Origin of the sequence: Sphingomonas sp. BK036 (genome assembly GCF_004216825.1) — a bacterium.
Taxonomy (GTDB): domain Bacteria; phylum Pseudomonadota; class Alphaproteobacteria; order Sphingomonadales; family Sphingomonadaceae; genus Sphingomonas.
This window is the reverse complement of record NZ_SGXR01000005.1, coordinates 645,590-666,809: the sequence shown is the minus strand read 5'-3', so window position 1 is coordinate 666,809 and position 21,220 is coordinate 645,590. Positions and strand designations below refer to the sequence as shown.

Annotated in this window: 25 protein-coding genes and 1 pseudogene; 6 read left to right on the top strand and 20 right to left on the bottom strand. The window is 68.0% G+C overall.

Annotated features, from left to right (window positions below):
- Positions 1-679: 679 nt before the first annotated feature.
- The 6 genes and pseudogenes from flhA to EV283_RS13060 all read right to left on the bottom strand — a co-directional run bounded on the left by flhA (position 680) and on the right by EV283_RS13060 (position 7,910).
- Positions 680-2,761, bottom strand: a complete 2,082-nt coding sequence (flhA, locus tag EV283_RS13085) for a flagellar biosynthesis protein FlhA (protein ID WP_130325963.1) — start codon at positions 2,759-2,761, stop codon at positions 680-682.
- A gap of 4 nt (positions 2,762-2,765) precedes the next feature.
- Complete coding sequence (locus EV283_RS13080; protein ID WP_130325961.1) at positions 2,766-4,103, bottom strand: sigma-54 dependent transcriptional regulator; 1,338 nt, start codon at positions 4,101-4,103, stop codon at positions 2,766-2,768.
- Between the two features lie 4 nt (positions 4,104-4,107).
- Entirely contained in the window at positions 4,108-4,479 is a 372-nt protein-coding gene (fliN, locus tag EV283_RS13075) for a flagellar motor switch protein FliN (protein WP_242615958.1), read from the bottom strand.
- Entirely contained in the window at positions 4,476-6,050 is a 1,575-nt protein-coding gene (gene fliF, locus EV283_RS13070) for a flagellar basal-body MS-ring/collar protein FliF (RefSeq protein WP_130326174.1), read from the bottom strand. Before fliF ends, fliN begins: the two co-directional genes overlap by 4 nt.
- A gap of 151 nt (positions 6,051-6,201) precedes the next feature.
- Complete coding sequence (locus EV283_RS13065) at positions 6,202-6,846, bottom strand: FliH/SctL family protein (RefSeq protein WP_130325959.1); 645 nt, start codon at positions 6,844-6,846, stop codon at positions 6,202-6,204.
- A 29-nt stretch (positions 6,847-6,875) separates the two neighbouring features.
- A pseudogene (locus tag EV283_RS13060) lies at positions 6,876-7,910 on the bottom strand (flagellar motor switch protein FliG).
- Positions 7,911-8,009: 99 nt separating this feature from the next.
- Here EV283_RS13060 and EV283_RS13055 point away from each other — a divergent pair.
- Positions 8,010-10,745, top strand: a complete 2,736-nt coding sequence (locus tag EV283_RS13055; RefSeq protein ID WP_130325957.1) for a hypothetical protein — start codon at positions 8,010-8,012, stop codon at positions 10,743-10,745.
- Positions 10,746-10,749: 4 nt separating this feature from the next.
- Positions 10,750-11,169: a flagellar basal body protein gene (locus tag EV283_RS13050; RefSeq protein ID WP_130325955.1), complete on the top strand. Its 420-nt coding sequence runs from the start codon at positions 10,750-10,752 to the stop codon at positions 11,167-11,169.
- Between the two features lie 17 nt (positions 11,170-11,186).
- Here EV283_RS13050 and EV283_RS13045 read toward each other — a convergent pair whose 3' ends face one another.
- From EV283_RS13045 to EV283_RS13035, 3 genes are read right to left on the bottom strand one after another with little or no spacing between them, the layout of a single operon-like run.
- Entirely contained in the window at positions 11,187-11,609 is a 423-nt protein-coding gene (locus EV283_RS13045; protein ID WP_130325953.1) for a flagellar biosynthesis protein FlgN, read from the bottom strand.
- Complete coding sequence (locus EV283_RS13040) at positions 11,599-11,895, bottom strand: rod-binding protein (protein ID WP_130325951.1); 297 nt, start codon at positions 11,893-11,895, stop codon at positions 11,599-11,601. Before EV283_RS13040 ends, EV283_RS13045 begins: the two co-directional genes overlap by 11 nt.
- Positions 11,895-13,007: a flagellar basal body P-ring protein FlgI gene (locus EV283_RS13035; RefSeq protein WP_130325949.1), complete on the bottom strand. Its 1,113-nt coding sequence runs from the start codon at positions 13,005-13,007 to the stop codon at positions 11,895-11,897. The genes EV283_RS13040 and EV283_RS13035 overlap by 1 nt, the downstream gene beginning before the upstream one ends.
- Before the next feature lie 83 nt (positions 13,008-13,090).
- Here EV283_RS13035 and EV283_RS13030 point away from each other — a divergent pair, with 83 nt between their 5' ends.
- Positions 13,091-13,492, top strand: a complete 402-nt coding sequence (locus EV283_RS13030; protein ID WP_130325947.1) for a flagellar assembly protein FliX — start codon at positions 13,091-13,093, stop codon at positions 13,490-13,492.
- A gap of 6 nt (positions 13,493-13,498) precedes the next feature.
- Here the strand turns inward: EV283_RS13030 and flhB are convergent, their stop codons facing one another.
- From flhB to flgC, 5 genes are read right to left on the bottom strand one after another with little or no spacing between them, the layout of a single operon-like run.
- Complete coding sequence (flhB, locus tag EV283_RS13025; RefSeq protein WP_130325945.1) at positions 13,499-14,557, bottom strand: flagellar biosynthesis protein FlhB; 1,059 nt, start codon at positions 14,555-14,557, stop codon at positions 13,499-13,501.
- 3 nt (positions 14,558-14,560) lie between these two features.
- Positions 14,561-15,313 carry a flagellar biosynthetic protein FliR gene (locus EV283_RS13020; RefSeq protein ID WP_130325943.1) on the bottom strand — a complete coding sequence of 251 codons (753 nt, stop codon included), beginning with the start codon at positions 15,311-15,313 and terminating at the stop codon, positions 14,561-14,563.
- Positions 15,314-15,321: 8 nt separating this feature from the next.
- A complete protein-coding gene (locus EV283_RS13015) occupies positions 15,322-15,585 on the bottom strand; it encodes a flagellar biosynthetic protein FliQ (protein ID WP_130325941.1) in 264 nt (87 codons plus the stop codon).
- Between the two features lie 6 nt (positions 15,586-15,591).
- Positions 15,592-15,909, bottom strand: a complete 318-nt coding sequence (fliE, locus tag EV283_RS13010) for a flagellar hook-basal body complex protein FliE (protein WP_130325939.1) — start codon at positions 15,907-15,909, stop codon at positions 15,592-15,594.
- Between the two features lie 12 nt (positions 15,910-15,921).
- Positions 15,922-16,329, bottom strand: coding sequence for a flagellar basal body rod protein FlgC (flgC, locus tag EV283_RS13005; RefSeq protein WP_130325937.1), 408 nt, complete (start codon positions 16,327-16,329; stop codon positions 15,922-15,924).
- A 114-nt stretch (positions 16,330-16,443) separates the two neighbouring features.
- Between flgC and EV283_RS13000 the strand changes: the two genes are divergently transcribed.
- Genes EV283_RS13000 through fliP form a run of 3 tightly spaced genes read left to right on the top strand, consistent with a single transcriptional unit; the run spans position 16,444 to position 17,841 of the window.
- A complete protein-coding gene (locus tag EV283_RS13000; RefSeq protein ID WP_130325935.1) occupies positions 16,444-16,680 on the top strand; it encodes a FliM/FliN family flagellar motor switch protein in 237 nt (78 codons plus the stop codon).
- A complete protein-coding gene (locus tag EV283_RS12995; RefSeq protein ID WP_130325933.1) occupies positions 16,680-17,114 on the top strand; it encodes a flagellar biosynthetic protein FliO in 435 nt (144 codons plus the stop codon). The genes EV283_RS13000 and EV283_RS12995 overlap by 1 nt, the downstream gene beginning before the upstream one ends.
- The gene (gene fliP / locus EV283_RS12990) at positions 17,107-17,841 is read left to right on the top strand and encodes a flagellar type III secretion system pore protein FliP (protein WP_130325931.1); all 735 of its coding nucleotides are present in this window, start codon (positions 17,107-17,109) and stop codon (positions 17,839-17,841) included. Before EV283_RS12995 ends, fliP begins: the two co-directional genes overlap by 8 nt.
- Here fliP and EV283_RS12985 read toward each other — a convergent pair.
- From EV283_RS12985 to EV283_RS12960, 6 genes are all read right to left on the bottom strand, one after another.
- Positions 17,816-18,580, bottom strand: coding sequence for a PilZ domain-containing protein (locus tag EV283_RS12985; RefSeq protein ID WP_165391780.1), 765 nt, complete (start codon positions 18,578-18,580; stop codon positions 17,816-17,818). The two genes, fliP and EV283_RS12985, sit on opposite strands and share 26 nt — an antisense overlap.
- A gap of 53 nt (positions 18,581-18,633) precedes the next feature.
- Positions 18,634-19,071: a flagellar basal body-associated FliL family protein gene (locus EV283_RS12980; RefSeq protein ID WP_130325927.1), complete on the bottom strand. Its 438-nt coding sequence runs from the start codon at positions 19,069-19,071 to the stop codon at positions 18,634-18,636.
- Positions 19,072-19,085: 14 nt separating this feature from the next.
- On the bottom strand, positions 19,086-19,955 hold the full coding sequence (locus EV283_RS12975) for a flagellar motor protein MotB (protein WP_130325925.1): 870 nt from the start codon (positions 19,953-19,955) through the stop codon (positions 19,086-19,088).
- A 5-nt stretch (positions 19,956-19,960) separates the two neighbouring features.
- On the bottom strand, positions 19,961-20,191 hold the full coding sequence (locus EV283_RS12970) for a hypothetical protein (protein WP_242615957.1): 231 nt from the start codon (positions 20,189-20,191) through the stop codon (positions 19,961-19,963).
- 112 nt (positions 20,192-20,303) lie between these two features.
- On the bottom strand, positions 20,304-20,825 hold the full coding sequence (locus EV283_RS12965) for a chemotaxis protein CheD (RefSeq protein WP_130325921.1): 522 nt from the start codon (positions 20,823-20,825) through the stop codon (positions 20,304-20,306).
- 4 nt (positions 20,826-20,829) lie between these two features.
- Complete coding sequence (locus tag EV283_RS12960) at positions 20,830-21,219, bottom strand: response regulator (protein ID WP_207223125.1); 390 nt, start codon at positions 21,217-21,219, stop codon at positions 20,830-20,832.
- Position 21,220 lies beyond the last annotated feature (1 nt).

The window sequence follows — 21,220 nt, the reverse complement described above, 5'->3', positions numbered from 1 at the left end:
GGCGTCGATGTCGACGCAGGAGTTTCCAGCACGGCCATGGACTCGGTCTCATGCGGCAGCGCTCGTTGGGCCACACGCCCTTGCCTGACCGCGGCCGCAACCGCCGTCGCCTCGAACGGGGCAGGTGGACCCATGACGGGCTCAGCCAACGTCAACGCCACAGTGGCAGGCACTGCCGACGACGGCGGCGCGCCCTCCGGCTCAGGGCTGTCAGGGGTGGTAAAAGCGTCGTCGATGCCCCCGCGCGGCTGGGTCGCCGCGGGAACGAATGACGTGACTGGCAGGACAACCAGATCCGCAGCCCCGAGCGTCGCGGAAGGTCCATCGACGCGCGGTTCCGCCGGCTCCGATACCGGTACTTCGGACCGGGTTACGCGACCCGACCAAGGCGCTGAAACCGACGCTTCCGCAACCGTTGCCGCGCGCGCCACACCCGCCTCGGGCGCCGCGCCTCCGCGAGCCGCAGGCACCATATCGGTCGTCGCCAGCATCCCGTCCAGCGCCGAGGCGAACGCCTCGCCCACGCCGACATCCGCACACGCCCCCGCCCGAACGGCGACACTGGTAAGAGGTAGGGATAGCGATGGTCCCATCGCGGCGGCGAACGTCATGCAGAGCCTTTCTCCCAGCACGCGGGCCGGACGATTCCATTATAGAGCGGGCGGACCCGATCCGGCGGTTATCCGATCGTCCCGAGCGCCCGGATCCGCGCGCGCGCGTGGATTTCGTTCTGCGACAGCACGACGGTCGCCGGGCGCACGCGTTCGATGATCGAGCGGACGAACGGGCGGATCGCGGGGTTGGTCAGCATGCACGGAATCTCGCCGCTCGCCGCCAGCCGGTCATAGGTCTCGCGGACCGCGGCGATGAACGCCTGCAGGCTCGACGGCGCCATCGCCAAATGGCGGTCGTCGCCCTGGCCGACGATGCTCTCGGCGAATTCGGCGTCCCAGTGCGGCGACAAAGTGAGGATCGGGATCGCCCCCTGGTGCGTCTGCTGCGCCGAGATTTGCCGTGCGAGCCGCCCGCGGACATGCTCGGTCATCTGCACAATGTTGGTGCTGAGCGGTGCCGCCTCCGCGATCCCCTCCATGATCGTCGGGATGTCGCGGATCGAGATGCCCTCGGACAACAGGTTCTGGAGGATGCGCTGCACGCCCGAGATCGAGATCTTGGACGGCACGATCTCGGCGACCAGCTTTTCCGAATCCTTGTGGATTTCGGTCAGCAGCTTGTGCGTTTCGGTGAACGACAACAGGTCGGCGATGTTGTCCTTGACCAGCTCGGTCAGGTGCGTGGTGATGATCGTCCCGCAATCGACCACGGTCAGCCCGCGCACCCCCGCCTCGTCGCGCAAGCCCCGGTCGATCCACAAGGCGGGCAGGTTGAAGACGGGTTCGCGGGTTTCCTCGCCGACGATGCCGAGATCGTCGCCGCCCGCATTGACGACCAGCAGCTTGTCGAGCCTGATCTCGCCGCGCGCCGCCTCGGTCTCCTTGATGTAGACGATATATTCGTTCGCTTTCAGCGCCATATTGTCGATGATCCGCACCGCGGGCAGCACGAACCCGAAATCGAGCGCCATCTGCCGGCGCAGCGCGCGAACCTGGTCGTCGAGCCGCGGTTCGGCCTGCGAATCGTTGATCAGCGGGAGCAGCGCATAGCCGATCTCGAGCCGTACCGAGTCGATCGCCAGCGTCCGCGAGACCGGCTCGTCGACCTGTTGCGCGGCGCGCTCGGCGGTCGCCCCGGCGAGCCGTTCGGCGGCGGCGCGGGTCTCGGCGGTGCGCGTCATCTTCCACGCAAGCCAACCGCTCAAGCCGGCAAACGCGGCGAACGGCACGAAGGGCAGGCCAGGCATGATCGCCAGCCCCCCCATCAGCACCGAAACCATCCCGAACGCCTTGGGATAACGACCAAGCTGAAGGCCGAGCGCAGTGCCGGTCTTGCCCGATATCCCGCCCTTGGACACCAGCAGGCCCGCGGCGGTCGACACGATCAGCGCGGGGATCTGGCTGACCAGCCCGTCGCCGACGGTCAGGATGGTATAGGTGTGGAACGCCTCGCCGAACGGCACGCCGTGGATCGCGATGCCGATGATCAGCCCGACGACGACGTTGATCGCGGTGATCAGCAGCCCGGCGACCGCATCGCCCTTCACGAATTTCGACGCACCATCCATCGCACCGTAAAAGCCGCTTTCGGCCTCGATCTCGGTGCGCCGCTCGCGCGCTTCGGTCTCGGTGATCATCCCCGCCGACAGGTCGGCGTCGATCGCCATCTGCTTGCCGGGCATCGCATCCAGGCTGAACCGCGCGGCGACTTCGGCGATGCGGCCCGCGCCCTTGGTAATGACGACGAAATTGATCACGACCAGGATCGCGAAAATGGTCAGCCCGATAACGGGTTCGCCGCCCATCAGGAATTCGCCGAACGCGCCGATCACCCCGCCCGCGGCATGCGCGCCCTCATGTCCGTGCGACAGGATCAGCCGCGTCGAAGCGAGGTTGAGGCCGAGCCGCAGCATCGTCGCGATCAGCAGGATGGTCGGGAACGCCGACAGGTCGAGCGGCTTCTCGATGAACAGCGACGTCATCAGGATCATCACCGACAGCGTGATCGACAGCGCAAGCCCCATGTCGAGCATCCACGGCGCCAGCGGCAGGATGAGCATCGCGATGATCGCGATGACCGTGCCCGCCAGCGCCAGATCCTTGCTGAGGCCAAAGCGTTTGACCATTTCGTCGAGGCGCATCGTCATGTGCTCACGGTGCCGGCGAGACGGCGATGCCCGCCTCGATGAAGGACTTCAGCTTGTTGCGCATCGTGCGCACCGAAATGCCGAGGATGGTCGACGCCGATGTGCGGTTGCCGCGGCAATGGCGCAGCGTGCGCAGGATCAGGTCGCGCTCGACATCCTCGACGGTGCGGCCGACGAACGCGCCCGGCGTCGGGGCTTCGGGCGCACCCGAGGCGCGGTGCGTGCCGAGCGGCAGCCCGTCGGCGGTGACGATCGCCGTCGCGCCGATCCGCGGCTCGGCATTCAGCAGCACGGCACGGTGGATCGTGTCCTCCAGCTCGCGGACGTTGCCCGGCCAGCTATGCCGCAGCAGCGCCGCGATCGCGGTGTCGTCGAGCTCGCGCACCGGCAGGTCGCTCAGGAACGCGAACCGCTCGGCGAAATACTGCGCCAGGATCGCGATATCGCCACGGCGGTCGCGCAGCGGCGGGACGGCGATGCGGACCAGCCCGAGCCGTGCGAGCAACGGCGCGTTGAACCGTCCCGCCGCGACCAGCGAGTCGAGATCGCGCGCGGTGCTCGCGATGATGCGCGCGCTCACGGGCGAGAAGTCGTGCCCGCCATGCGGACCGCCATGGCCCTGCAACGTCGCCAGCAACTGCGCCTGCATCGCCAGCGACAACGCATCGGCGTCGCGCAGGACGATCGTGCCGTCCGCGGCTTCCTCGATCCGCCCGCGTCGCCGCGCGACTGCGCCGGGAAACGCGCCCGCTGCGTGCCCGAACAGTTCGGACGCCAGGATGTCGTCATTGCCCGCAGCGCAGTCGATCGTCAGGAACCGGCCGCGCCGTGCCGAGGCGGCGTGGATCATCCGCGCCAGGCTCTGCTTGCCGCTGCCGCGCTCGCCGACCACCAGCACCGGCGCATGCGAATGCGACAGCGCGAGGCCCAAGGCGGTGGCGCGCGCCAGCGCGGGGCTTTCGCCGACCATGCGGATACCGTGCTGCGCGACCGACAGGATGGCGGACGCGATCAGGTCGGGTTGCGGGGGCAGGGGCAGGTAATCGCGTGCACCGGCGCGGATCGCGGCGACCGCCTGGTCCGCCGATGCATCGATCCCGCACGCGATCACCGGCACCGCGATCCGTTCGGTACGCAGCTGCGTGATGAAGCCGGCAATGTCCTGATCGATGTCGATCATCACGATATCGCCGCCGATGTCGCGCAGTTGCTGCAACGCGGCAATCGTGGTGCGCGTGGCGACGACCTTCGCCCCCGCGGCGCGCGCCATGTCGGCCGCGACGCCCAGCGCGCCGTTCGCGGCGCCGACGATCAGCAGGTGGACGGGGCCCATGTCGTCCATCGATTCAGCGCTCCTGCCGGACGAGTTCGGTCAGCGTCACGCCAAGCGAATTCTCGATCATCACCACCTCGCCGCGCGCGATCAGGCGGTTGTTGACGAAGATGTCGACGGGTTCGCCGACGCGCCGGTCGAGCTCGATCACCGCATTGGCCTTGAGCTGCAGCAGGTCGCCGATCGCGATCCGCGATCGGCCCAGCACCGCCTGGACGGTAACCGGCACGTCGTGCACCGCCTCCAGCCCGGTATAGCTGTCGGCGTGTTCGGTCCGGTCCTCGATCGGGCCGAAATCCTCGAGCGTCGGCACGTCGGGGCCTGCGTCGGGCGAGGGGACGAGGCCGAGCGAGTCGATATCCATAGGCGTAGAGGGCTCCATCATGCGTTCATCCACTGGCGGATCACCGATGCCGATTCCGCGGGGCTTCCGGCGATCGCCTCACCGATCTTCTTGAGCGACGACAGCTTGATGCGGCCGTCGACCTGCGCGAGCGCGATTTCCTCGTCGAGCCTCGTGGTATCGTCGCCCGCCTCGCGCATCGCCTCGATCTGGAGCAGCGCGTCGGGATCGCCGCTGATCGCGCGGTTCGCCAGATCCTGCGCTTCGGCGGTCTGCGCGATCAACAGCCGCGCCTCCTCGGCGGCCGGATCGGTGACGACTTTGGGCCGCAACATCCTCAACGCGATCAGGCCCACGCCCGCGATCACCAGCAGTTTGAGCAGGCCGAGAATCTGATCGACCGAGATCCACGACCACCAGCTGCGCTCGGCGTCCGCCAGCGTATCGCTCGGTGCGAAGGTCATGCTTTCGACGATCACGCTGTCGCCGCGCGCCGCGTCGAAACCGACCGCGTTCTGCACGAGCCGGGTCAGCCGCGCGATCTCGGGCGCGGGCAGCCCCTTCTTGCCGCCGTCGACCATTACCGCGACGGTCAGCCGCGCCAGCTTGCCCGGCGATCGGACCGTGACGGTGTGCGTCTGGCTGTTGGCATAGGTGGTATCTTCCGAATTTTCGGTCTTGGCCGATTTCCGCGTGTCGCCGCCGGGCGTCGCCCCGAGCGCGGCCGCGGCGCCTTGGTTCTCCGGCAATTGCCCAGCGACCGAGGCGCCCGGCGCGGTCGCGTTGGCCTCGTTGCTCTGGTCGCCGCTTTCGACCGTGGTCTGGTGCGCGATCACCTGCTTGTCGGGATCATAGACATTGGTCTCCTCGCGCGTCTGGTCGCGGCCGACCTGCGCGGACACCTCGGCGCGCACCTTGCCCGCGCCGACGATCGGCTCGAGCATCGCCTCGATCTGCGTGCGCAGCCGTCCCTCGATACCGGTCTCGCGGTCGTCGGCTTGCGCCGCGCTCGCATCGTCGGTTTCCCCCGCCCGCGCGAGCAGCGCACCCGACTGGTCGACGATCGACACCTGGTCGGGCGCCAGTTCGGGCACCGACGACGCGACGAGATAGCGGATCGCCTGCACCGCGCTCGACGGCAGGCGGCCGCGCGTCTTGATCGTGACGCCCGCGGTCGCCTTGCGCGGTTCCGCCTGGAACATCGCGCGGTCGGGCATCACGATATGGACGCGCGCGGCGGCGACACTGTCGAGGCTCTGGATCGACTTTTCGAGTTCCCCCTCGATCGCGCGAGTCTCGTTCATCCGCGCGCGCGACGACGACACGCCGAACGGCTCCTCGGCATCGAGCACGTCGTAGCCGACCTTGCCGCTCAGCTTGTCCGCGGCCATCGCCATGCGCAGCTGCGCCAGCTTGTCCTGCGGTGCCATGATCGAGGTGCCGTCGGCGGACAGCTGGAAGGGGACGCTCTGCGCGGTCAGCTTGGTCGTGATCGACTGCGCGACCGACGGATCGAGATCGGTGTAGAGAAAGCCCATCTCGCTGGTCGTGCCGCGAAACGCCACCGCGGACAGCACGCCCAGCAACGCCAGTGCGACGCCCGCCATGATCATCAGGCGTCGCGTCCCGAGCTGCGCCAAGAAATTCCGCACTCCGTCCAAGACCGGCCTCACCGTTGCGAGCGAGGCCTCGGCCCCTCCCGCTCATTATAGGAGGGTGAGGGCGGAAGCCTTTGCCGGGTAGGAAAACTTTGCCGGGTCGCGGTCAGGCGGGGGGATGGTCGATCCCGAGCTCGGCCAGGATCGCGGCGCGCCGCGCGGCCTGATCGAGCGCAAGACCGCCCTGTTCCCAGGTGATCAGCGCGTCGCCGATCGCCTGTGCGGGGTCGGGCAGCACGGTCAGCGACAGGCGGCGGCGGTCGCGGCTCTGCCGCTCGGCGATCACCGCTTCCATGCGCTCGGCCAGATCGGGGTGGACGCGGACGCGCAGCTCCTGTCCGCGCGCGACCTGAGTCAGCACGCGACCGATCGCCGCGTCGATAGCGACGGTCGGGTCGAGCGCGAGCGCATGGCCCGCAAGCCCGTCGGCCGCCGCCATCGCCACCTCGGCGGCAACCCCGGACAGCCGTTCCTCGATCGCCTCGAACGCGCTTTCCACCGTCTCGATCGACGCGTGCAGCGCATCGGTCGCGGCGAGCAGTGCGGCGCTGATCTCCTCGCGCGCCTGGGCGAGGCCCGCCTCGAATCCGTCGGCGCGCGCGATCGCGATCTCGCTGTCGAACCTGAGCTTGAGCAGATCGAGCTCGGCGTTGAGCGTCGCCAGTTCGCCCGCCGTATCACGCACGACCGGCTGCGCGGTGGTGAAGATGCGATCGAAGGCGAACGGCTTGACGTGAAACGCGGCGTCCATCGATCAGGCCGCCCTGCGCAGGACGGGCATCACAGGATCATCGCATCGTCGCTATTGGGATCGACCAGCACGATCTCGCCGCGATCGGCGAGCGACTTGGCCAGCCGCACCAGCGCGTTCTGCGCCTCGTCGCATTCGCGTGCGCGTACCGGCCCGAGCGCGGCAATGTCCTACCGGAGCAGCTTGGCCGCGCGTTCGGTCATGCAACCGAAGAACAGCGTCTTGATCGGCAGCGGCGCGCCCTTGAGCGCCAGCGCCATCTCGCGCTTGTCGGCATTGCGGACGATCGCCGCGATCGCGGGCTGCATCAGGTTGCCGAGATCCTCGAACGTGAACATCAGCGCGCGGATCCGCTCGGCACTATCGGGCGCGCGGTCGTCGAGCGCCGCCAGCATCGCCTCCTCGGTCGCGCGGTCGAGCGCGTTGAACACCTCGGCCATCGTCTCGTGCGGATCGCGGCGCTGCGACCGCGCAAGGTTGCTCATGAACTCGTTCTTGAGCGTGTGCTCGACCTCGATCAGCACTTCCTTCTGCACCGTGTCCATCCGCAGCATCCGCAGGATCACGTCGACCGACAGCTCGCGCGGCAGCGCCGCGATCACGCGGGCGCCGTGGTCGGGCTTTAGCTTGCTCAGGATCACCGCGACGGTCTGCGGATATTCGTTCTTGAGATACGTCGCGAGCACGGTTTCGCTGACGTTGGACAGCTTGTCCCACATCGTGCGACCCGAGGGGCCACGGATATCCTCCATGATCTCACGCACGCGGTCGTCGGGCAATATCCCTTCGAGCAGCCGTTCGGTCGTTTCGAACGAGCCGTGCAGCGACGCCATGCTCGACACCTCGCCCGAAAACTGGACGAGCAGATGCTCCACCACCACCGACGGCACGCGGCCGAGGTGAGAGATCGCCGCGGACAGCTCGCGCACCTCGTCGGTCGACAGCTGATCCCAGATCGGCGCACCATGCTCCTTGCCGAGCGCGAGCATCAGCGCGGCGGCGCGTTCGGGGCCGGAAAATCGCTTCATTTCGGGGGGCTGGGTCGACAGTGCCATCATGTTCATCGGCATTCGGACCTATAATAGCGGGAAAAGGCGCAGTTCGGCCGGTTCTGGCTCTATTATAGGAGAAAGGCGGGAAAACGGATCGGGAGGTGCGACGACATGACGATTAATCTGTCCAGCGGGCTGACTGCCCTTTCGGCGCTGTCGGGCAGCAACAGCTTTTCCAGCTTTACCGATTCCACCCCCGTCGAGACCCGCGCGGTGCGGGCCGCCAAAGCGCAGTTCACGCTCGCGCCGACCACGCCGCCCTGGAAACAGCCGGCGGCGAAAACACCCGAAGCGACGCAGATCGCCGCGATCCGCCAGATGGCGTCGATCGTCGATCCGTCGGTGTCGATGCCCAACGCCGGCTCGCTCGACATCCAGACCGCGTTCACCACCTACAAGGCGCTCTCGAAGCTCAGCCTGCTCGCCACCGCCGCCGCGCGCACGACGACGACCGAGGCCGAGCGCACCGCGCTGCAGGCAACCTTCGCCAAGGGGCTGGCGGATCTGCAGACGTATCTGGGGCAGGCACCCGCGGACAAGGTCGAATTGTCGTTCGGCCTGCCGACCCGGCGCGCGCAGACACTGGCGGTCACCGCGACCGACCCGACCAAGGTCGCGCCGACGGGGCAGCTCGCCGCGCGCGACGCACCGATCCCCGGTCTGACCGGCGCGGAAGTGTTCACGATCAAACTCGAGAAACCTGGCGCGAGCGACAGCGTGACGGTCGATCTGGCGAAGACGGTGCAGCCGCCGACGCTGGATTCGATCAGCGCGGCGATCAACGGCGCGATCCACGCGATCCCGCTGCGCAATCCCGACGGCTCGGTCGTGCTCGACGCGGAGGGCAATCCGTCGCCGCGCTGGCTGGTGCATTTCCTGCCGGACAAGAATTCGGGCAAATGGGGGATGGGGGTCAAGGCGCCCAACGGTGCCGAGCGCGTCTCGATCGATCAGGTCGGCGCGCCCGACGCGCTCGTCGTCGCCACCGGCCAGACCGCGCTCGATGCGCCCGCGACGACGCAGATCCTCAAGTTCGGCGACGCGGCGGGCGCGCTCGATCGCACGCTCCAGACCAGCATCGCCGGCGTCGATTCCGCGGCGATGGCGCGCGCGAAGCTCACCGCCATTGCCCCGGCGAAAGGCGCGAAGCCGACCCCGGTCACGATCGCCGCGCCCACCGTGACGCAGGCGATCGCGACCGACGCGCGCGGCTTCAGCTATGCGGTCGGCACGACCAGCGGCGATCTCCAGTCCAACCGATCGGGCGGCAGCAACGATCTGCTGCTGACCAAGCTCGACAGCGCGGGCGGCGTGGTCTGGCAGCGCAGCCTTGGCGCATCGGGCGCCGCACAGGGCGCTGCGGTCAGCGTGTCGGCCAGTGGCGAGGTTACCGTCGCGGGCACCGTGTCGGGCCGCTTCGACGGCGCCACCACGGACGGCGACATGCTCGTCGCGCGCTATTCCGGGCAAGGCGACGAACGGTTCGCGACCGTTGTCCGCGCGCTGGGCGCGGATACCGCCAGCGCGCTCGCGGTCGGCAATGACGGCGCGATCTATATCGGCGGCAAGGCCGCGACGGGCGGCGGCGATGCGTTCATCGCCCGGCTGGATGCGACGGGCAAGCTCCAGGAACGGCGTACGATCGACGCGGGCGGCAGTGAATCGGTCAATGCGCTCGCGATCGGCGGCGACGGCAACCTGCTCGCGCTGACGAACGAAAACGGCGACGCAAAGCTGCGCAGCATCAACGCCACCGCGATCGGCACCGATCTGGCGACGCTGTCGCTCGGCCAGGCCGATGCGCGCGCGCTGGCGGTCGCCGCCGACGGCACGATCGCGGTGGCGGGCGCGACCAGCACCGCGCTCGACGGCACGCAGACGACCGCGATGGGGGCGGGCCGCGACGGCTTCGTCAGCCGCATCGACGGCGGCCTGTCGGGCGCGAGCACGTCATACATCGCGAGTGCGGGTGACGACCAGATCGACAGCGTCGCCTTCATGAACGGCGCGCTCTATGTCGGCGGGCGCACCACCGGCGCGCTCGACGGCGCGGCGCGCGGCGCGGTCGACGGCTTCGTCACCCGCCTCGACGGCACCACCGGTGCGCTCGAAGACATCAATCAGTTCGGCCAGACCGCGACCCGCACCGAGCCGGTGCGGATCGCCGCGGCGAGCGGTGGCGACACCGCGCTCGGCGCGCTCGGACTGCACCGCGGTACGCTCAATCCCGAAGCCTCGGTCAAGCTGATCGCGCAGACCAGCCTGCGCGCGGGCGACGAATTCTCGCTGAAGGTGCAGGGCGGGACGGTCAGGAAGGTCGTGATCGAGGCGGACGATACGCTGGCGACGCTAGGCGATCGGGTCCGCCGGCTGACCGGCTCCAAGGCGAGCGTCGCGACCACCACGGTCGCGGGCGTGACGACGCTGCACATCGACGCGAAGGCCGGATCGTCGGTCGCGCTGATCGCGGGCGCTGGCGACAAGGATGCGCTCGCCAAGCTCGGGATCGAACCCGGCCGGCTCGCGGTCCCCCCGATTACGGCGCGCAACGCGCCCAGGGTCCATCCCGGCGGCAATTTCGGCCTCGCCCTGACCGATGCGCTCAACGTCACGACTGCCAAGGATGCGGCCGCGTCGCTGACCGTGCTCAAGAGCGCGATCTCGACGACGCAGACCGCGTATCGCTCGCTCTACTGGGATGCGGGCAAGGCCGCGCTGACCAACGGGTTCAAATCGACCGCGTTGACGCCCGCGCAATCCGCGCAGCTGGCGTCGTACAAGGCGGCGCTCGATCGGTTGACGCCCGTTGCCGACACCACGGTAAGCACGTTTTTGACAGGAGTCTGAGCCAATGTCGCTATCCACGCCGTCGCTGATGACCGGGATCGGTCAGGCGATGAAGAACCTATCCGAGCGCCAACGCGTGATCGCGCAGAATATCGCCAACAGCGAAACGCCCGCCTTCAAGGCGCGCGAGGTCGTCGCCCCCGATTTCTCCAGCCTGCTGCCCCAAGATGCTGGCAAGCCGATGGTCGCCCGGCCGCGTATCGCGCTGACCAGCGGCATGACCGCGCTCGGCGCACGGCAGCCGATGGCGGGCAACATCGTCCTCGATGCCGATACGTCCGAGACCAAGCCCGACGGCAACAACGTCGCGCTGGAGGATCAGCTGCTCAAGATGGGCCAGATCCAGGCCGATTTCGCGGCGATGACCAGCCTGTACCGCAAGCAGCTTGGTCTGTTGAAGAGTGCGATCGGCCGCGGGCAGTAGCGCCGCAGCCGCGCGGCTCAGAGGCTCGCGTTGATCGAGATCGGCGTCGCCACCTCGGTCCGCGACAGGATCCCGGTCGCGCCATAGATGGCGCGCCGGGTGCCCGACAGCCGGCGCGCCTCGGTCGCTACCGCCGCCATCATCTCGGTCGACAGGTCGATCTGACGCTCGAGCACGCGTGCATTGGCCTGCGCGGCGGTGCCTAGGTGGAGGATCGCCGCGCTCAGCCGCTCGCGCGCCTCGTCGTCGAGCCGCGCGAGCCAGCCCGAGTCCGTGCGATCATGCTGGAGGATCCAGCCTTCGAGCATGCTGACCAGCTTGATCTTGGCGGCTGCCATCTCGCCGAAATCGCTGTGCCGGCCGGGCTGGAGGAGCCGCGCGGTCTCTTCCTCCATGATCGCGGTCAGCGACGTGATGATGTCGATGAAGTCATTGGCCATCGCCGGAATCCCCCTGCATCTTGATCATCTGTGCCAGGACGGCGGGGGCGAGCCCGAGGCCGCCCTTGTGCGCCATCGCGGTGCCGAGCTTTTCCGCGAGCACGCCGCGGAACATCGCTTCGCCGTGCCCGCCCGAGAATGCGTCGCCCGTGTCCACGCTCTCCATCATCAACTGCGTCATCTGGCCGAGAAACACCGCCTCGAACTTTTCGGCGGTCTCGGCCGTCTTGGCGGCGGGCCTGGGGGCAGGGGCGGTAACCGAGGGTGCGACGGGTGTAACGGGCATCACTGGACCTCGATCTCGGCCTGGAGCGCGCCGGCACTCTTGACCGCCTGGAGGATGGTGATGAGGTCGCGTGGGCTGACGCCCAGCGTGTTGAGCCCGCTGACCAGCGACTTGAGCGAGGTGCCGCCCTTCAACAGCGCGAGCGACTTGCCCGCGCCATCGTCGACGCTGATCTGCGTGCGCGGCAGCACCGCGGTCGTCCCGTTCGACAGCGGGGCGGGCTGCGAGGCGACCGGCGTCTCGGTCACGCTGATCGTCAGCCCGCCCTGCGCGATCGCGACCGGGCTGATCTGGACGTCGGTGCCCATCACGACGGTCCCCGACGCCTCGTTGATGATAATCCGCGCGGGCTGGTCGACCGTCACCTCGAGATTTTCGACCGCGGAGATCAGCGCGATCAGCGACCCCGTGAAGCTGCCGCGCGCCGCGATCTCGATCGTCGCGGGGTCGAGCACTTCGGCGGTGCCGGCAAAGCGCGCATTGATCGCCGCGGCGACATATTGGGCGGTCGCGAAATCGGGGTTCTTCAGCGCCAGTTTCAGGCTGGTCGCGGATTTGAACGCAAAGTTCACTTCGCGCTCGATGATCGCCCCACCCGCGATCCGCGCGGTCGTGGTCACCCCGCGCGTCACGCTGGCGCCCGCGCCCTGCGCCTTGAACCCCGACAGCGCGACGGGGCCCTGCGCCACCGCATAGATCTCGCCGTCGAGCGCGCGTAGCGACGACACCAGCAACGTGCCGCCCTGCAGGCTGCTCGCATCGCCGAGCGACGAGATCTGGACGTCGATCTGCGAGCCGGCGCGCGCGAATGGCGGCATCGTCGCGGAGATCGAGACCGCGGCGACGTTCTGCGTCTGCATCTGCGTGCCGCGCACGCTCACGCCCATCCGCTCGAGCATCGCGAGCATCGTCTCCTCGGTGAACGGCGCGTTGCGCAGCCGGTCACCGGTTCCCGCCAGCCCGACCACCAGGCCGTAGCCCACGAGCTGGTTGGGCCGGACATTCTCGATATCGACGATGTCCTTGATCCGCGGCCCCGCCAGCGCCGGCAGCGGCACGGCGATCATCGTAAGGGCGAGGAGCGTCGCCAGGGCTGGGCGGAGAAAATGCATGGATTTCGCGTGATCCCAGGATTTGTGCGCTAAGTGTATTATAGGAAGACCGGGGCGGCCCCACGTCCCCCACGGGAAAATCGTTGCGCATCACCGGCCCCATCGTTCCGATCCAGACGCTGCTGGCGGGCGCCCTGCCAAAGGTCGCGCGCTTCGCCGTGGCGGAGGCGGCGACTCCGCAAGGAACGGCGCCCGCGCCGATCGCCGTGTCGGTGAGCGTCGAGATGATGGTCGCGCTCGCCGCGTCCGAACGCCCGGCCGAAAGCCGCCGCCGCGCGGCACTCGTCGCGGATCGCGGTCTGCGCGCGCTCGAACGGCTCGATACCGCGCTCATGGCCGGGCTGCCCGCGGTCGAAAGCCTGCACGAGATTGCCGCGTGGAGCGAGGCGCTCGGCGAACCCGAGGACGCCGAACTGCGCGAACTCTTCAAGGACATCGAACTGCGCGTCCGCGTCGAACTCGCCAAGCACGACATCATCGCCTGATCGCACTCAGACCCGGCGTTTCGCGAGGCGCATGACATAGCCGATGATCTCGGCGACCGCCTTGAAATGCTCGGTCGGGATCGGCCGGTCGATCGTCGCGCTGGCATAGAGCGCACGCGCGAGCGGCGGGCTCTCGACGATCGGCACGCCCGCCTCCGCGGCGACCGCGCGGATCCGCAGCGCGACCGCGTCCACCCCCATCGCGACGACCACCGGCGCGGCCATCGCGCCGTGATCATATTTCAGCGCGATCGCATAATGCGTCGGATTGGTGACGACCACGCTGGCGTCCGGCACCGCCGCCATCATCCGCCGGCGCGATCGCTGGATGCCGATCGAGCGGATCTTGGCCTTGATCTTCGGATCGCCCTCGCTCTGCTTGTGTTCGTCCTTCACCTCCTGGAACGACATCTTCATGCGCTGGAGAAAGGCGTGGCGCTGATAGATGAAGTCGAACGCGGCGATGCAGCCGACCAGGATCGCGACCGACTGGATCATGTGCAGCACCAGCGCGCCCGCCGCCTGGGCGATCGCGCGCGGCTCGGCATCGATCAGCTGGTCGAGCCCGACAAGGCGCGGCGCGGTGACCATCGTCGCGATGGTGATGACGACCGCGAACTTGGCGAGCGTCTTGGCGAATTCGACCAACGCGCGCTTGCCGAAGATCCGGCCGAACCCCGCGACCGGCGACAGTTTCGAGAATTTGGGCGTCAGCCGCGACCAGGACAGGGTCGGCCGCCCCTGCACCAGCAGGATCAGCAGCGCGAACCCCAGCAGCAGCGCGAGCAGCGGCGCCATCGCGCCCGCCACCGCGGCGAGGATCCCGGTCGCGAAATGCTGTGCGCCATCGGGATCGAGCGGATAGTCGTCCGCGCCGCCCCACAGCCGCACCAGCAACGGCCCGACCCGCGCGAGCGTCCAGCTACCCATCCCGCCCGCGACGATGATCGCAGCGATGAACATCACCGCATGACGCATCTCGCCCGACATTGGCACGTCGCCTTTCGCACGCGCGTCGGACAGCTTCTTGTCGGTGGGGTCATGCGTCTTCTGGTCGTCGGCCATCGCTCAGACCCATCCTGTCTGCAACCACAGCGTCATGCTCGACGCGAACGCGGTGAGGATGCCGCCGATCAGCCCGGCGAACAGCGCGAGCCCGAGCAGCAGGTTGAGCGGCTGGGCGAGGAAGAACGCCTGGATCGCGGGCGCCAATCGCACCGACAGGCCGAGCGCCATGTTGAACACGATGCCGTACACCAGCAGCGGCGCGGACAGGCTGATCGCCAGGCTCATCGCCTTGCCGACGGTGGCAATCGCGAGCTGCGCGAAATCCGCGGCGGGGGGCAGGCCGCCGACCGGGAACATCGTATAGGAATGGACGATCCCCGCAACCCACAGATGGTGCACGCCCATCCCCATGCACACGACCGCGGCGGCGACGCTGACCAGCTTCGACAGCACTGCGGCCTGGCCGCCCTGGCTCGCATCGTTGATCAGCGCCGACGACAGACCGACCTGCAGGCTGATGATCGATCCCGCCATCGCCGCGGCGAGGAACATGATCTTGATGATCATGCCGATCGCCAGCCCGGTCAGGATCTCGCCGATCAGCATCCCGGGCAGCGCGGTACTGTCAGGGGCGAGCACCGGAATGCGCGGCCCGAGCAGGCCCCACAGGCCCGCGCTCATGCCGAGCGACAGCATCAGCCGGATCTTGCCGGGCACCGCGTCTTCGGAGAATACCGGCAGCAGCATCAGCACCGCCCCGACGCGCGCGAACACGACGAGGAAGCCGACAGCCTGCGCGGGGAGGGCCTCCACTTGAGGGCTCAGCCGCGCACGATATGGTCGCTGACCACCGCCATGAAATTGGCCAGCGCATGGCCGATCATCGGCAGGCACAGCAGCATGACGATCCCGATCGCCAGCAGCTTGGGGACGAAGGTCAGCGTCATCTCCTGCACCTGGGTCAGCGCCTGGAACAGCCCGATCACGACGCCGACGATCAACGAGGTGATCAGCATCGGGCCGACGATCGTCAGCACCAGCATCATCGCGGCCTTGGCCAGCTCCATCGCGGCGAACGGCGTCATCGCGGCTCAGATCTGCATGCGCATGATTTCGGAATAGGCGTTCACCATCCGGTCGCGCACCGCGACGACGGTGTCGAGCGCGGTTTCCGCCGCGCCGACCGCGGTGACCACGTCGATCAGGTCGCCCTTGCCGGCGACCTGTTTCGCGCTCGCGGTCTCGGCGTTGCGCAGGCTGGTGGCGGTCTCGCTCACCAGTTTCTCGATCATCCCGCCAAAGCTGCCGCCGGTCTCAGGAGCTGCCTCGGTCTCGGCGATCTTGGGGGTTTGGGTCGCGCCGAGTACCCGGCCATAGGCCGATACCGCGTCAAAGGCTCCGATCGACATGCAGGATGATCCTTATTTTAGGAGATCGATGGTGCGCATCGTCAGGCTCTTGGCGGCCTCGATCGCGCTGAGATTGGCTTCGTACGAACGCTGCGCGGCCTTCATGTCGGCGGCTTCGACGAGTCCGTTGACGTTGGGTTTCTTGACGTAGCCGGTCGAGTCCGCGGCGGGGCTGCCCGGCTGGTAGACTCGCTGGAACGCGCTCCGGTCCGACTGGATCGAGGCGATCGCGACGCCCGCCGCGCCGCTGCTGCGATCGACCTCGGATTTGAAGCTGGGCAGGCGGCGGCGATACGGATCGCCGCCCGCAGTGCGCGCTACCGAATCCGCATTGGCGAGGTTTTCCGCGATGATGCGCATCCTCAGCGACTGCGCGCGCAAACCCGAGGCGGACACCTGCAGCGATGTCTTGAGGTCCATTGGTCGTCTCCACCGGCCGTGTCGGCCTGCCTCCTCGTTATAGGCAAAAATTGCCTAGCCGGACGGCCGAGCGGAAAGTTTTTCCTATAATCATCGCAAGGGAGAAGCGTCGCAATGTCCGTCCTCGAGAGCATCTATGTCGACATGTCGATCGTACTGGGATCCGCGCAGGTACCGATCCGACAGATCCTCAAGATGGGGCGCGGCGCAATGATCCCGCTCGATTGCGGTCACGACGATCCGACTTTGGTCTATGTCAACGGCGAGCTGGTCGCCAAGGGGCGCATCATGGTCGACGGCGACCAGATGTCGCTCGAGGTGAGCGAAGTCGTCCAGCGGGTGAGGGGTTGATGGACCTGCTGTCGCTGCTCCGGACGATCGGCGGGCTCGGCGCGGTTCTCGGCATTCTCGCAGGCGCGTTGTGGCTGGTCCGCCGCTACGACCTGCGGCTGCCCGGGCGTGCCATCGGTGCGCGTGAGCGGCGGCTGGAGCTGATCGAGACGCTGCCCGTCGACGCGCGCCGGATGATCGCGCTGGTCCGCCGCGACGGCCGCGAACACCTCGTTCTGCTTTCCCCCGAGGGGCATCTCGTGCTCGAAACCGCCTTGGTGCGCGACGCGGTCGACCAGGCCGCGAACGACGCCCGACGCGCCGCGCGCGACCGTGAGCGCCTCGCATCAAGCAAACCCTCGACGCCACTGCCGAGCTTCGCCGCGCTGGTCGACAGGGTCCGCGCCGGCGGCACGAGCGGCGATGCCGCTGCCAAGGATTCCACAATTGCGTAAGCGTCTTCTCATCGCGATCGTAGTCGCGTTTGCCATGCTGCTCCCCTCCGCCGCCATCGCGCAGACCGCATCGGTGACGCTGGGATCGGGATCGGTATCGGGCCGCGCGATCATGCTTGTGCTGATGCTGACCGTGCTCAGCCTCGCGCCCGGCATCCTGATGACCGTCACTTCGTTCACACGGATCGTGGTCGCGCTGTCGCTGCTCCGCACCGGAATCGGCGCGCCCGGCGTGCCGCCCAACCCGGTCATCATCAGCCTGGCGCTGTTCCTGTCGTTCTTCGTGATGGCGCCGACCTTCGACCAGGCGTGGAAGGCGGGCGTCAGTCCCTACAGCGAGGGGCGGCTGACCGAGCAACAGGCGTTCACGCGCACCGCCGAACCGTTCCGCCAGTTCATGCTGAAGCACGTCCGCAACGACGATCTCGGGCTGTTCGCGCAATTGTCCGGCAAGCCGCCAGTGGCGCGCGCCGACATGCCGCTGACCACGCTGATGCCAGCGTTCATGATCTCCGAACTGCGTCGCGCGTTCGAGATCGGGTTTCTGCTGCTGCTGCCGTTCCTCATCATCGACCTCGCGGTGTCCGCGGTGCTGATGGCGATGGGGATGATGATGCTCCCGCCGCCAACCATCGCGCTGCCGATGAAGATCATTTTCTTCGTGCTCGTCGATGGCTGGGCGCTGGTCGCCGGCTCGCTGATCAGGAGCTTTGGCACTGCGGGCTAGGGTCTCCCGTCCCGTCCGCACTGAAGCGCTGGCTGCTCGCCAGCCAGCGTGACAGATCGGCAAACCCCAGCGTGTCGAGGAACGCCATCCCCACCACGTCGCGGGTCTGCCAGCGCATCGTCGCGTGGATCGAACCCAGTCCGGGGGCGATGAGCACGATCGCGCCATCGACCGGGGTCGGCGCCGACAACCGCACCTGCGCGCCGCCCTGCGATATATTCTCCAAATTGCCCCGCAACAGGTGGCCGTTGCATCGCAGCGCCACCGGGCACAGCGTTGACAGGCGGGGCGCGCGGGGTGCGCGCAGCGCGGTGACGGGGCCCAGGGTCGGCTGCGCCAGCACGCGTTCGATCGTGATCGGCGTGTAGCAGCGCAGCCCGGCCTCGCCCCGGCCGACCCAGGCGACCTGCGTTTGGACGATGATGCCGTTCTTGAACTCGATGTCGATATCCTGCCCCACGACCAGCGGCACCAGCGTGTCGATCCGCATGCCGCCTGCCGAGATGTTGCGGACGCAGCACAGATCGTCCCAGCCGCGGGTCGACATCCGTGCGACCAGCAGGATCGTCGTCAGGCGCGGATCGCGGGGAACGTACCCGGGCGCCTCGGCGGTCACGTCTGCGGGCACGTCCGCGGGCGCATCGGAGATCCCTTCGCCGCTTGCCGCGCCGGCGACGGCGTTGGCGGCCGGGGCGGCGCCCGCGGCGGTGGCGGGGTCGATCGCAACACGCTTAACCATGGCGTTCTCCTCTGCTGATGGCCCGTCGTGACGGGGTGGACGGACAGGCGCGGTCATGCCGGTGTCGCCTGGGTGATGACTGCACGGCGGACCATCCTGGGTCCGAAGGCTTCGTTCGCGGCGACCATCACGACCCGGCGAAACTGCTCGAGATCGGGCAGCATGCCGTCCGGGCCAGCGGCCATCGGCGTACGGAAGGTGCGCATGTTGATCGCGTTGAGCAGCATCGGCATTCGCGCGGTCACGAATTCGACGTCGGTCTCGCCGGTTTCCAGCTGCACCTCGAACGAGACATAGCCCGACAGGCGGCCGTCGGTGAGCACCAGCGGGGCCAGGATTTTGCCCGTCGGGGTGAAGCTCGTCGTCTCGGCCTTGGGCTTTGCCGGGGCGCCGGCGGCGGGCGGCAGCAACGTGTGCACGCCATACGCCGTGCCACCGCCGAGACCAAGCCCGGCGGTGAGCAGGATGGGGGCCAGCAAAGCGGGTTTCACACGCGTCGCCCTCGCTAGAATTTGAAACTGACGTCGCTGGGAAGCGAGGGAGCCTCGCCAAGCGCGACGATCGTGATGCGGCGGTTCTCGGGACGCGTCGGCTGCCCCGGATAGACGGGTTGCGTCGCGCCGAGCGCGACGATCTCGGCGAACCGGTCGGGGGGAAGCCCGGCGCCGATCATTGCGGTCCGCGCGGCCATCGCGCGATCGCCCGACAGCCGCCAGTTCGCATCGCTCTGCCCGCCGGTCGCATCGGTATGCCCCTCGATCGCGATCTGCGCGCCCGACTTCGCCAGCTTGCGCGCGATCTCGCCGAGCATCATCCGCGCAAACGGATTGAGCGCCGCGGTGCTGCCGACGAACATCGATCGGTTGGCGGTATCCATCAGGCTGATCCGCACGCCGTCGCGATCAGGCTCGATCTTCAGGCTGTCCTTCGCGTCCGCCACCTCTGGCACCGAGTCGATGGCCACGCGCATTTCCTGCGCGATCACTCGCATCGACGCATCCGGGATGCTGGCGCTGCCGCCGCGCGCCGCGCCGCTTTTCGCGGACTCGGCCGAGGGCTGCCCGGTCGAGGTCTTGCTGTCCGCCTGCGCGCGGCGGGTACGTCCGCCCAGCCCGGGCTGGTCGCCGGGGCTGGCGGTCAGCGTCGTCGAGCTCGACGCGTTTGGCGACGTCGGCGAGAAATATTCGGCGAGCCCTTTCAGCCGCTCCTTGTCCGGGTTCGCCAGCAGCCAGAGCAGCATGAAGAACGCCATCATCGCGGTCACGAAATCGGCATAGGCGACCTTCCAGGCACCACCGTGATGCGCCGCATGGCCGCCCTTCTTCACCTTGCGGATGACGATCGGCCGTTCCGGAGTGTTGGACCGCGCCGCCATGGCGATCAGGCCGCGTCGGACAGTGCGGAGCGCAGCCTGTCCTGCAAGAGGGTCAGGCGGACCTGGTCGATCGCGTCGTGCGACCGTGATCCCTCGGCCATGCGATCGAGCAGGTCCGCGCTTTCGTCGGCGCGCTGGATCACCAGATCGAAGACCTGGAACTGGTCCATATACGCCATGACGAAAGTTTCGTCGGAGGCGAGCGTATGCGCGAGCTTCTCGATCAGGGCGCGCACGTCGCGGATCTCGTCTGCTATTGCACAGATGAGCGAGGCTGCGTGGCGATCGACGTGAGGCATTGCAGGGGTAACCTATCCGAAAGAGAGCGGCATGCTGGGAGGGCGGGGGTCAGAACAGATCGACATCGCCTCCCCCCGTCGGCATCGCGACGGGCTTTCGAGCGATCGCCGGCATCTCGGCCAGCGCGCGGCACCGCGCCGTGCCGTCATAGGGGATGAACTCGACGCGCCGCGCCTGCTTGCCGCCGACGTCGCACTGTCCGATCCTGATCCCCTCGGTCTGCATGAAGCGTCGCGCGAACTCTGCATTGCTGCTGCCGATCGAGCCCAGCCCGGCGATGATGTTGGCGCCGCCATAGATCTGCGCGCGCAGCCGCGACCGGTTGGCCCCCTTGCGCATCAGCGCGTTGATCAGCAGCTCCATGGCGTGGACGCCGTAGCGCTGCATGTCCTGGCGCTGCACCTGCTGATCCTTGCCCGGCTCGCCGAGCAGGAAATGGTTCATGCCGCCGATCCGGGCCTCGGGGTCCTGAAGACACACCGAGACGCACGAGCCGAGCAGAGTCGAGATGACGACGTCGGCGTCGCCGGAGACGTGGTTTTCGCCCTGGATGATGGAGACCCTGCGCATCGCGTTACGACAGCTCGCCAAAGACGCGCTCGATCTTTTCCTTGAGCACGGCCGACGAAAACGGTTTCACGACGTAGTTGTTGACGCCGAGCGCGGCGGCCTTCTGCACGATCTCGCGATCGGCGGAGCCCGTCAGCATGATGAAGACGGTCTTGCCGATCACCGGATCCTTGCGCACCTGCTCGAGGAACTCGAGCCCGTCCATGTCGGGCATGTTGTAGTCGGAGATGATCAGGTGGACGCGATCCGACCGCACCGAGCCCAGCGCCTCGACGGCACCGGGCTTGTCGCGGACGTCCCTGAAACCCAGATCCTGAAGGGTCCGGCGGATCATCGCGCGCATGCTGGTCTGGTCGTCGACCACCATCACCTTTATTGCAGCTGCGGCTGGCATC

Coding starts and splice junctions, on each gene's coding strand:
- flhA (WP_130325963.1), bottom strand. CDS start 2,761: ATGACGATGCGCCTCGACGAAATGGTCAAACGCTTTGGCCTCAGCAAG.
- EV283_RS13080 (WP_130325961.1), bottom strand. CDS start 4,103: ATGGACGACATGGGCCCCGTCCACCTGCTGATCGTCGGCGCCGCGAAC.
- fliN (WP_242615958.1), bottom strand. CDS start 4,479: ATGATGGAGCCCTCTACGCCTATGGATATCGACTCGCTCGGCCTCGTC.
- fliF (WP_130326174.1), bottom strand. CDS start 6,050: ATGATCATGGCGGGCGTCGCACTGGCGTTGCTGGGCGTGCTGTCCGCG.
- EV283_RS13065 (WP_130325959.1), bottom strand. CDS start 6,846: ATGGACGCCGCGTTTCACGTCAAGCCGTTCGCCTTCGATCGCATCTTC.
- EV283_RS13055 (WP_130325957.1), top strand. CDS start 8,010: ATGACGATTAATCTGTCCAGCGGGCTGACTGCCCTTTCGGCGCTGTCG.
- EV283_RS13050 (WP_130325955.1), top strand. CDS start 10,750: ATGTCGCTATCCACGCCGTCGCTGATGACCGGGATCGGTCAGGCGATG.
- EV283_RS13045 (WP_130325953.1), bottom strand. CDS start 11,609: ATGGCCAATGACTTCATCGACATCATCACGTCGCTGACCGCGATCATG.
- EV283_RS13040 (WP_130325951.1), bottom strand. CDS start 11,895: ATGCCCGTTACACCCGTCGCACCCTCGGTTACCGCCCCTGCCCCCAGG.
- EV283_RS13035 (WP_130325949.1), bottom strand. CDS start 13,007: ATGCATTTTCTCCGCCCAGCCCTGGCGACGCTCCTCGCCCTTACGATG.
- flhB (WP_130325945.1), bottom strand. CDS start 14,557: ATGGCCGACGACCAGAAGACGCATGACCCCACCGACAAGAAGCTGTCC.
- EV283_RS13015 (WP_130325941.1), bottom strand. CDS start 15,585: ATGACGCCGTTCGCCGCGATGGAGCTGGCCAAGGCCGCGATGATGCTG.
- fliE (WP_130325939.1), bottom strand. CDS start 15,909: ATGTCGATCGGAGCCTTTGACGCGGTATCGGCCTATGGCCGGGTACTC.
- flgC (WP_130325937.1), bottom strand. CDS start 16,329: ATGGACCTCAAGACATCGCTGCAGGTGTCCGCCTCGGGTTTGCGCGCG.
- EV283_RS13000 (WP_130325935.1), top strand. CDS start 16,444: ATGTCCGTCCTCGAGAGCATCTATGTCGACATGTCGATCGTACTGGGA.
- EV283_RS12995 (WP_130325933.1), top strand. CDS start 16,680: ATGGACCTGCTGTCGCTGCTCCGGACGATCGGCGGGCTCGGCGCGGTT.
- EV283_RS12985 (WP_165391780.1), bottom strand. CDS start 18,580: ATGGTTAAGCGTGTTGCGATCGACCCCGCCACCGCCGCGGGCGCCGCC.
- EV283_RS12975 (WP_130325925.1), bottom strand. CDS start 19,955: ATGGCGGCGCGGTCCAACACTCCGGAACGGCCGATCGTCATCCGCAAG.
- EV283_RS12965 (WP_130325921.1), bottom strand. CDS start 20,825: ATGCGCAGGGTCTCCATCATCCAGGGCGAAAACCACGTCTCCGGCGAC.
- EV283_RS12960 (WP_207223125.1), bottom strand. CDS start 21,219: ATGCCAGCCGCAGCTGCAATAAAGGTGATGGTGGTCGACGACCAGACC.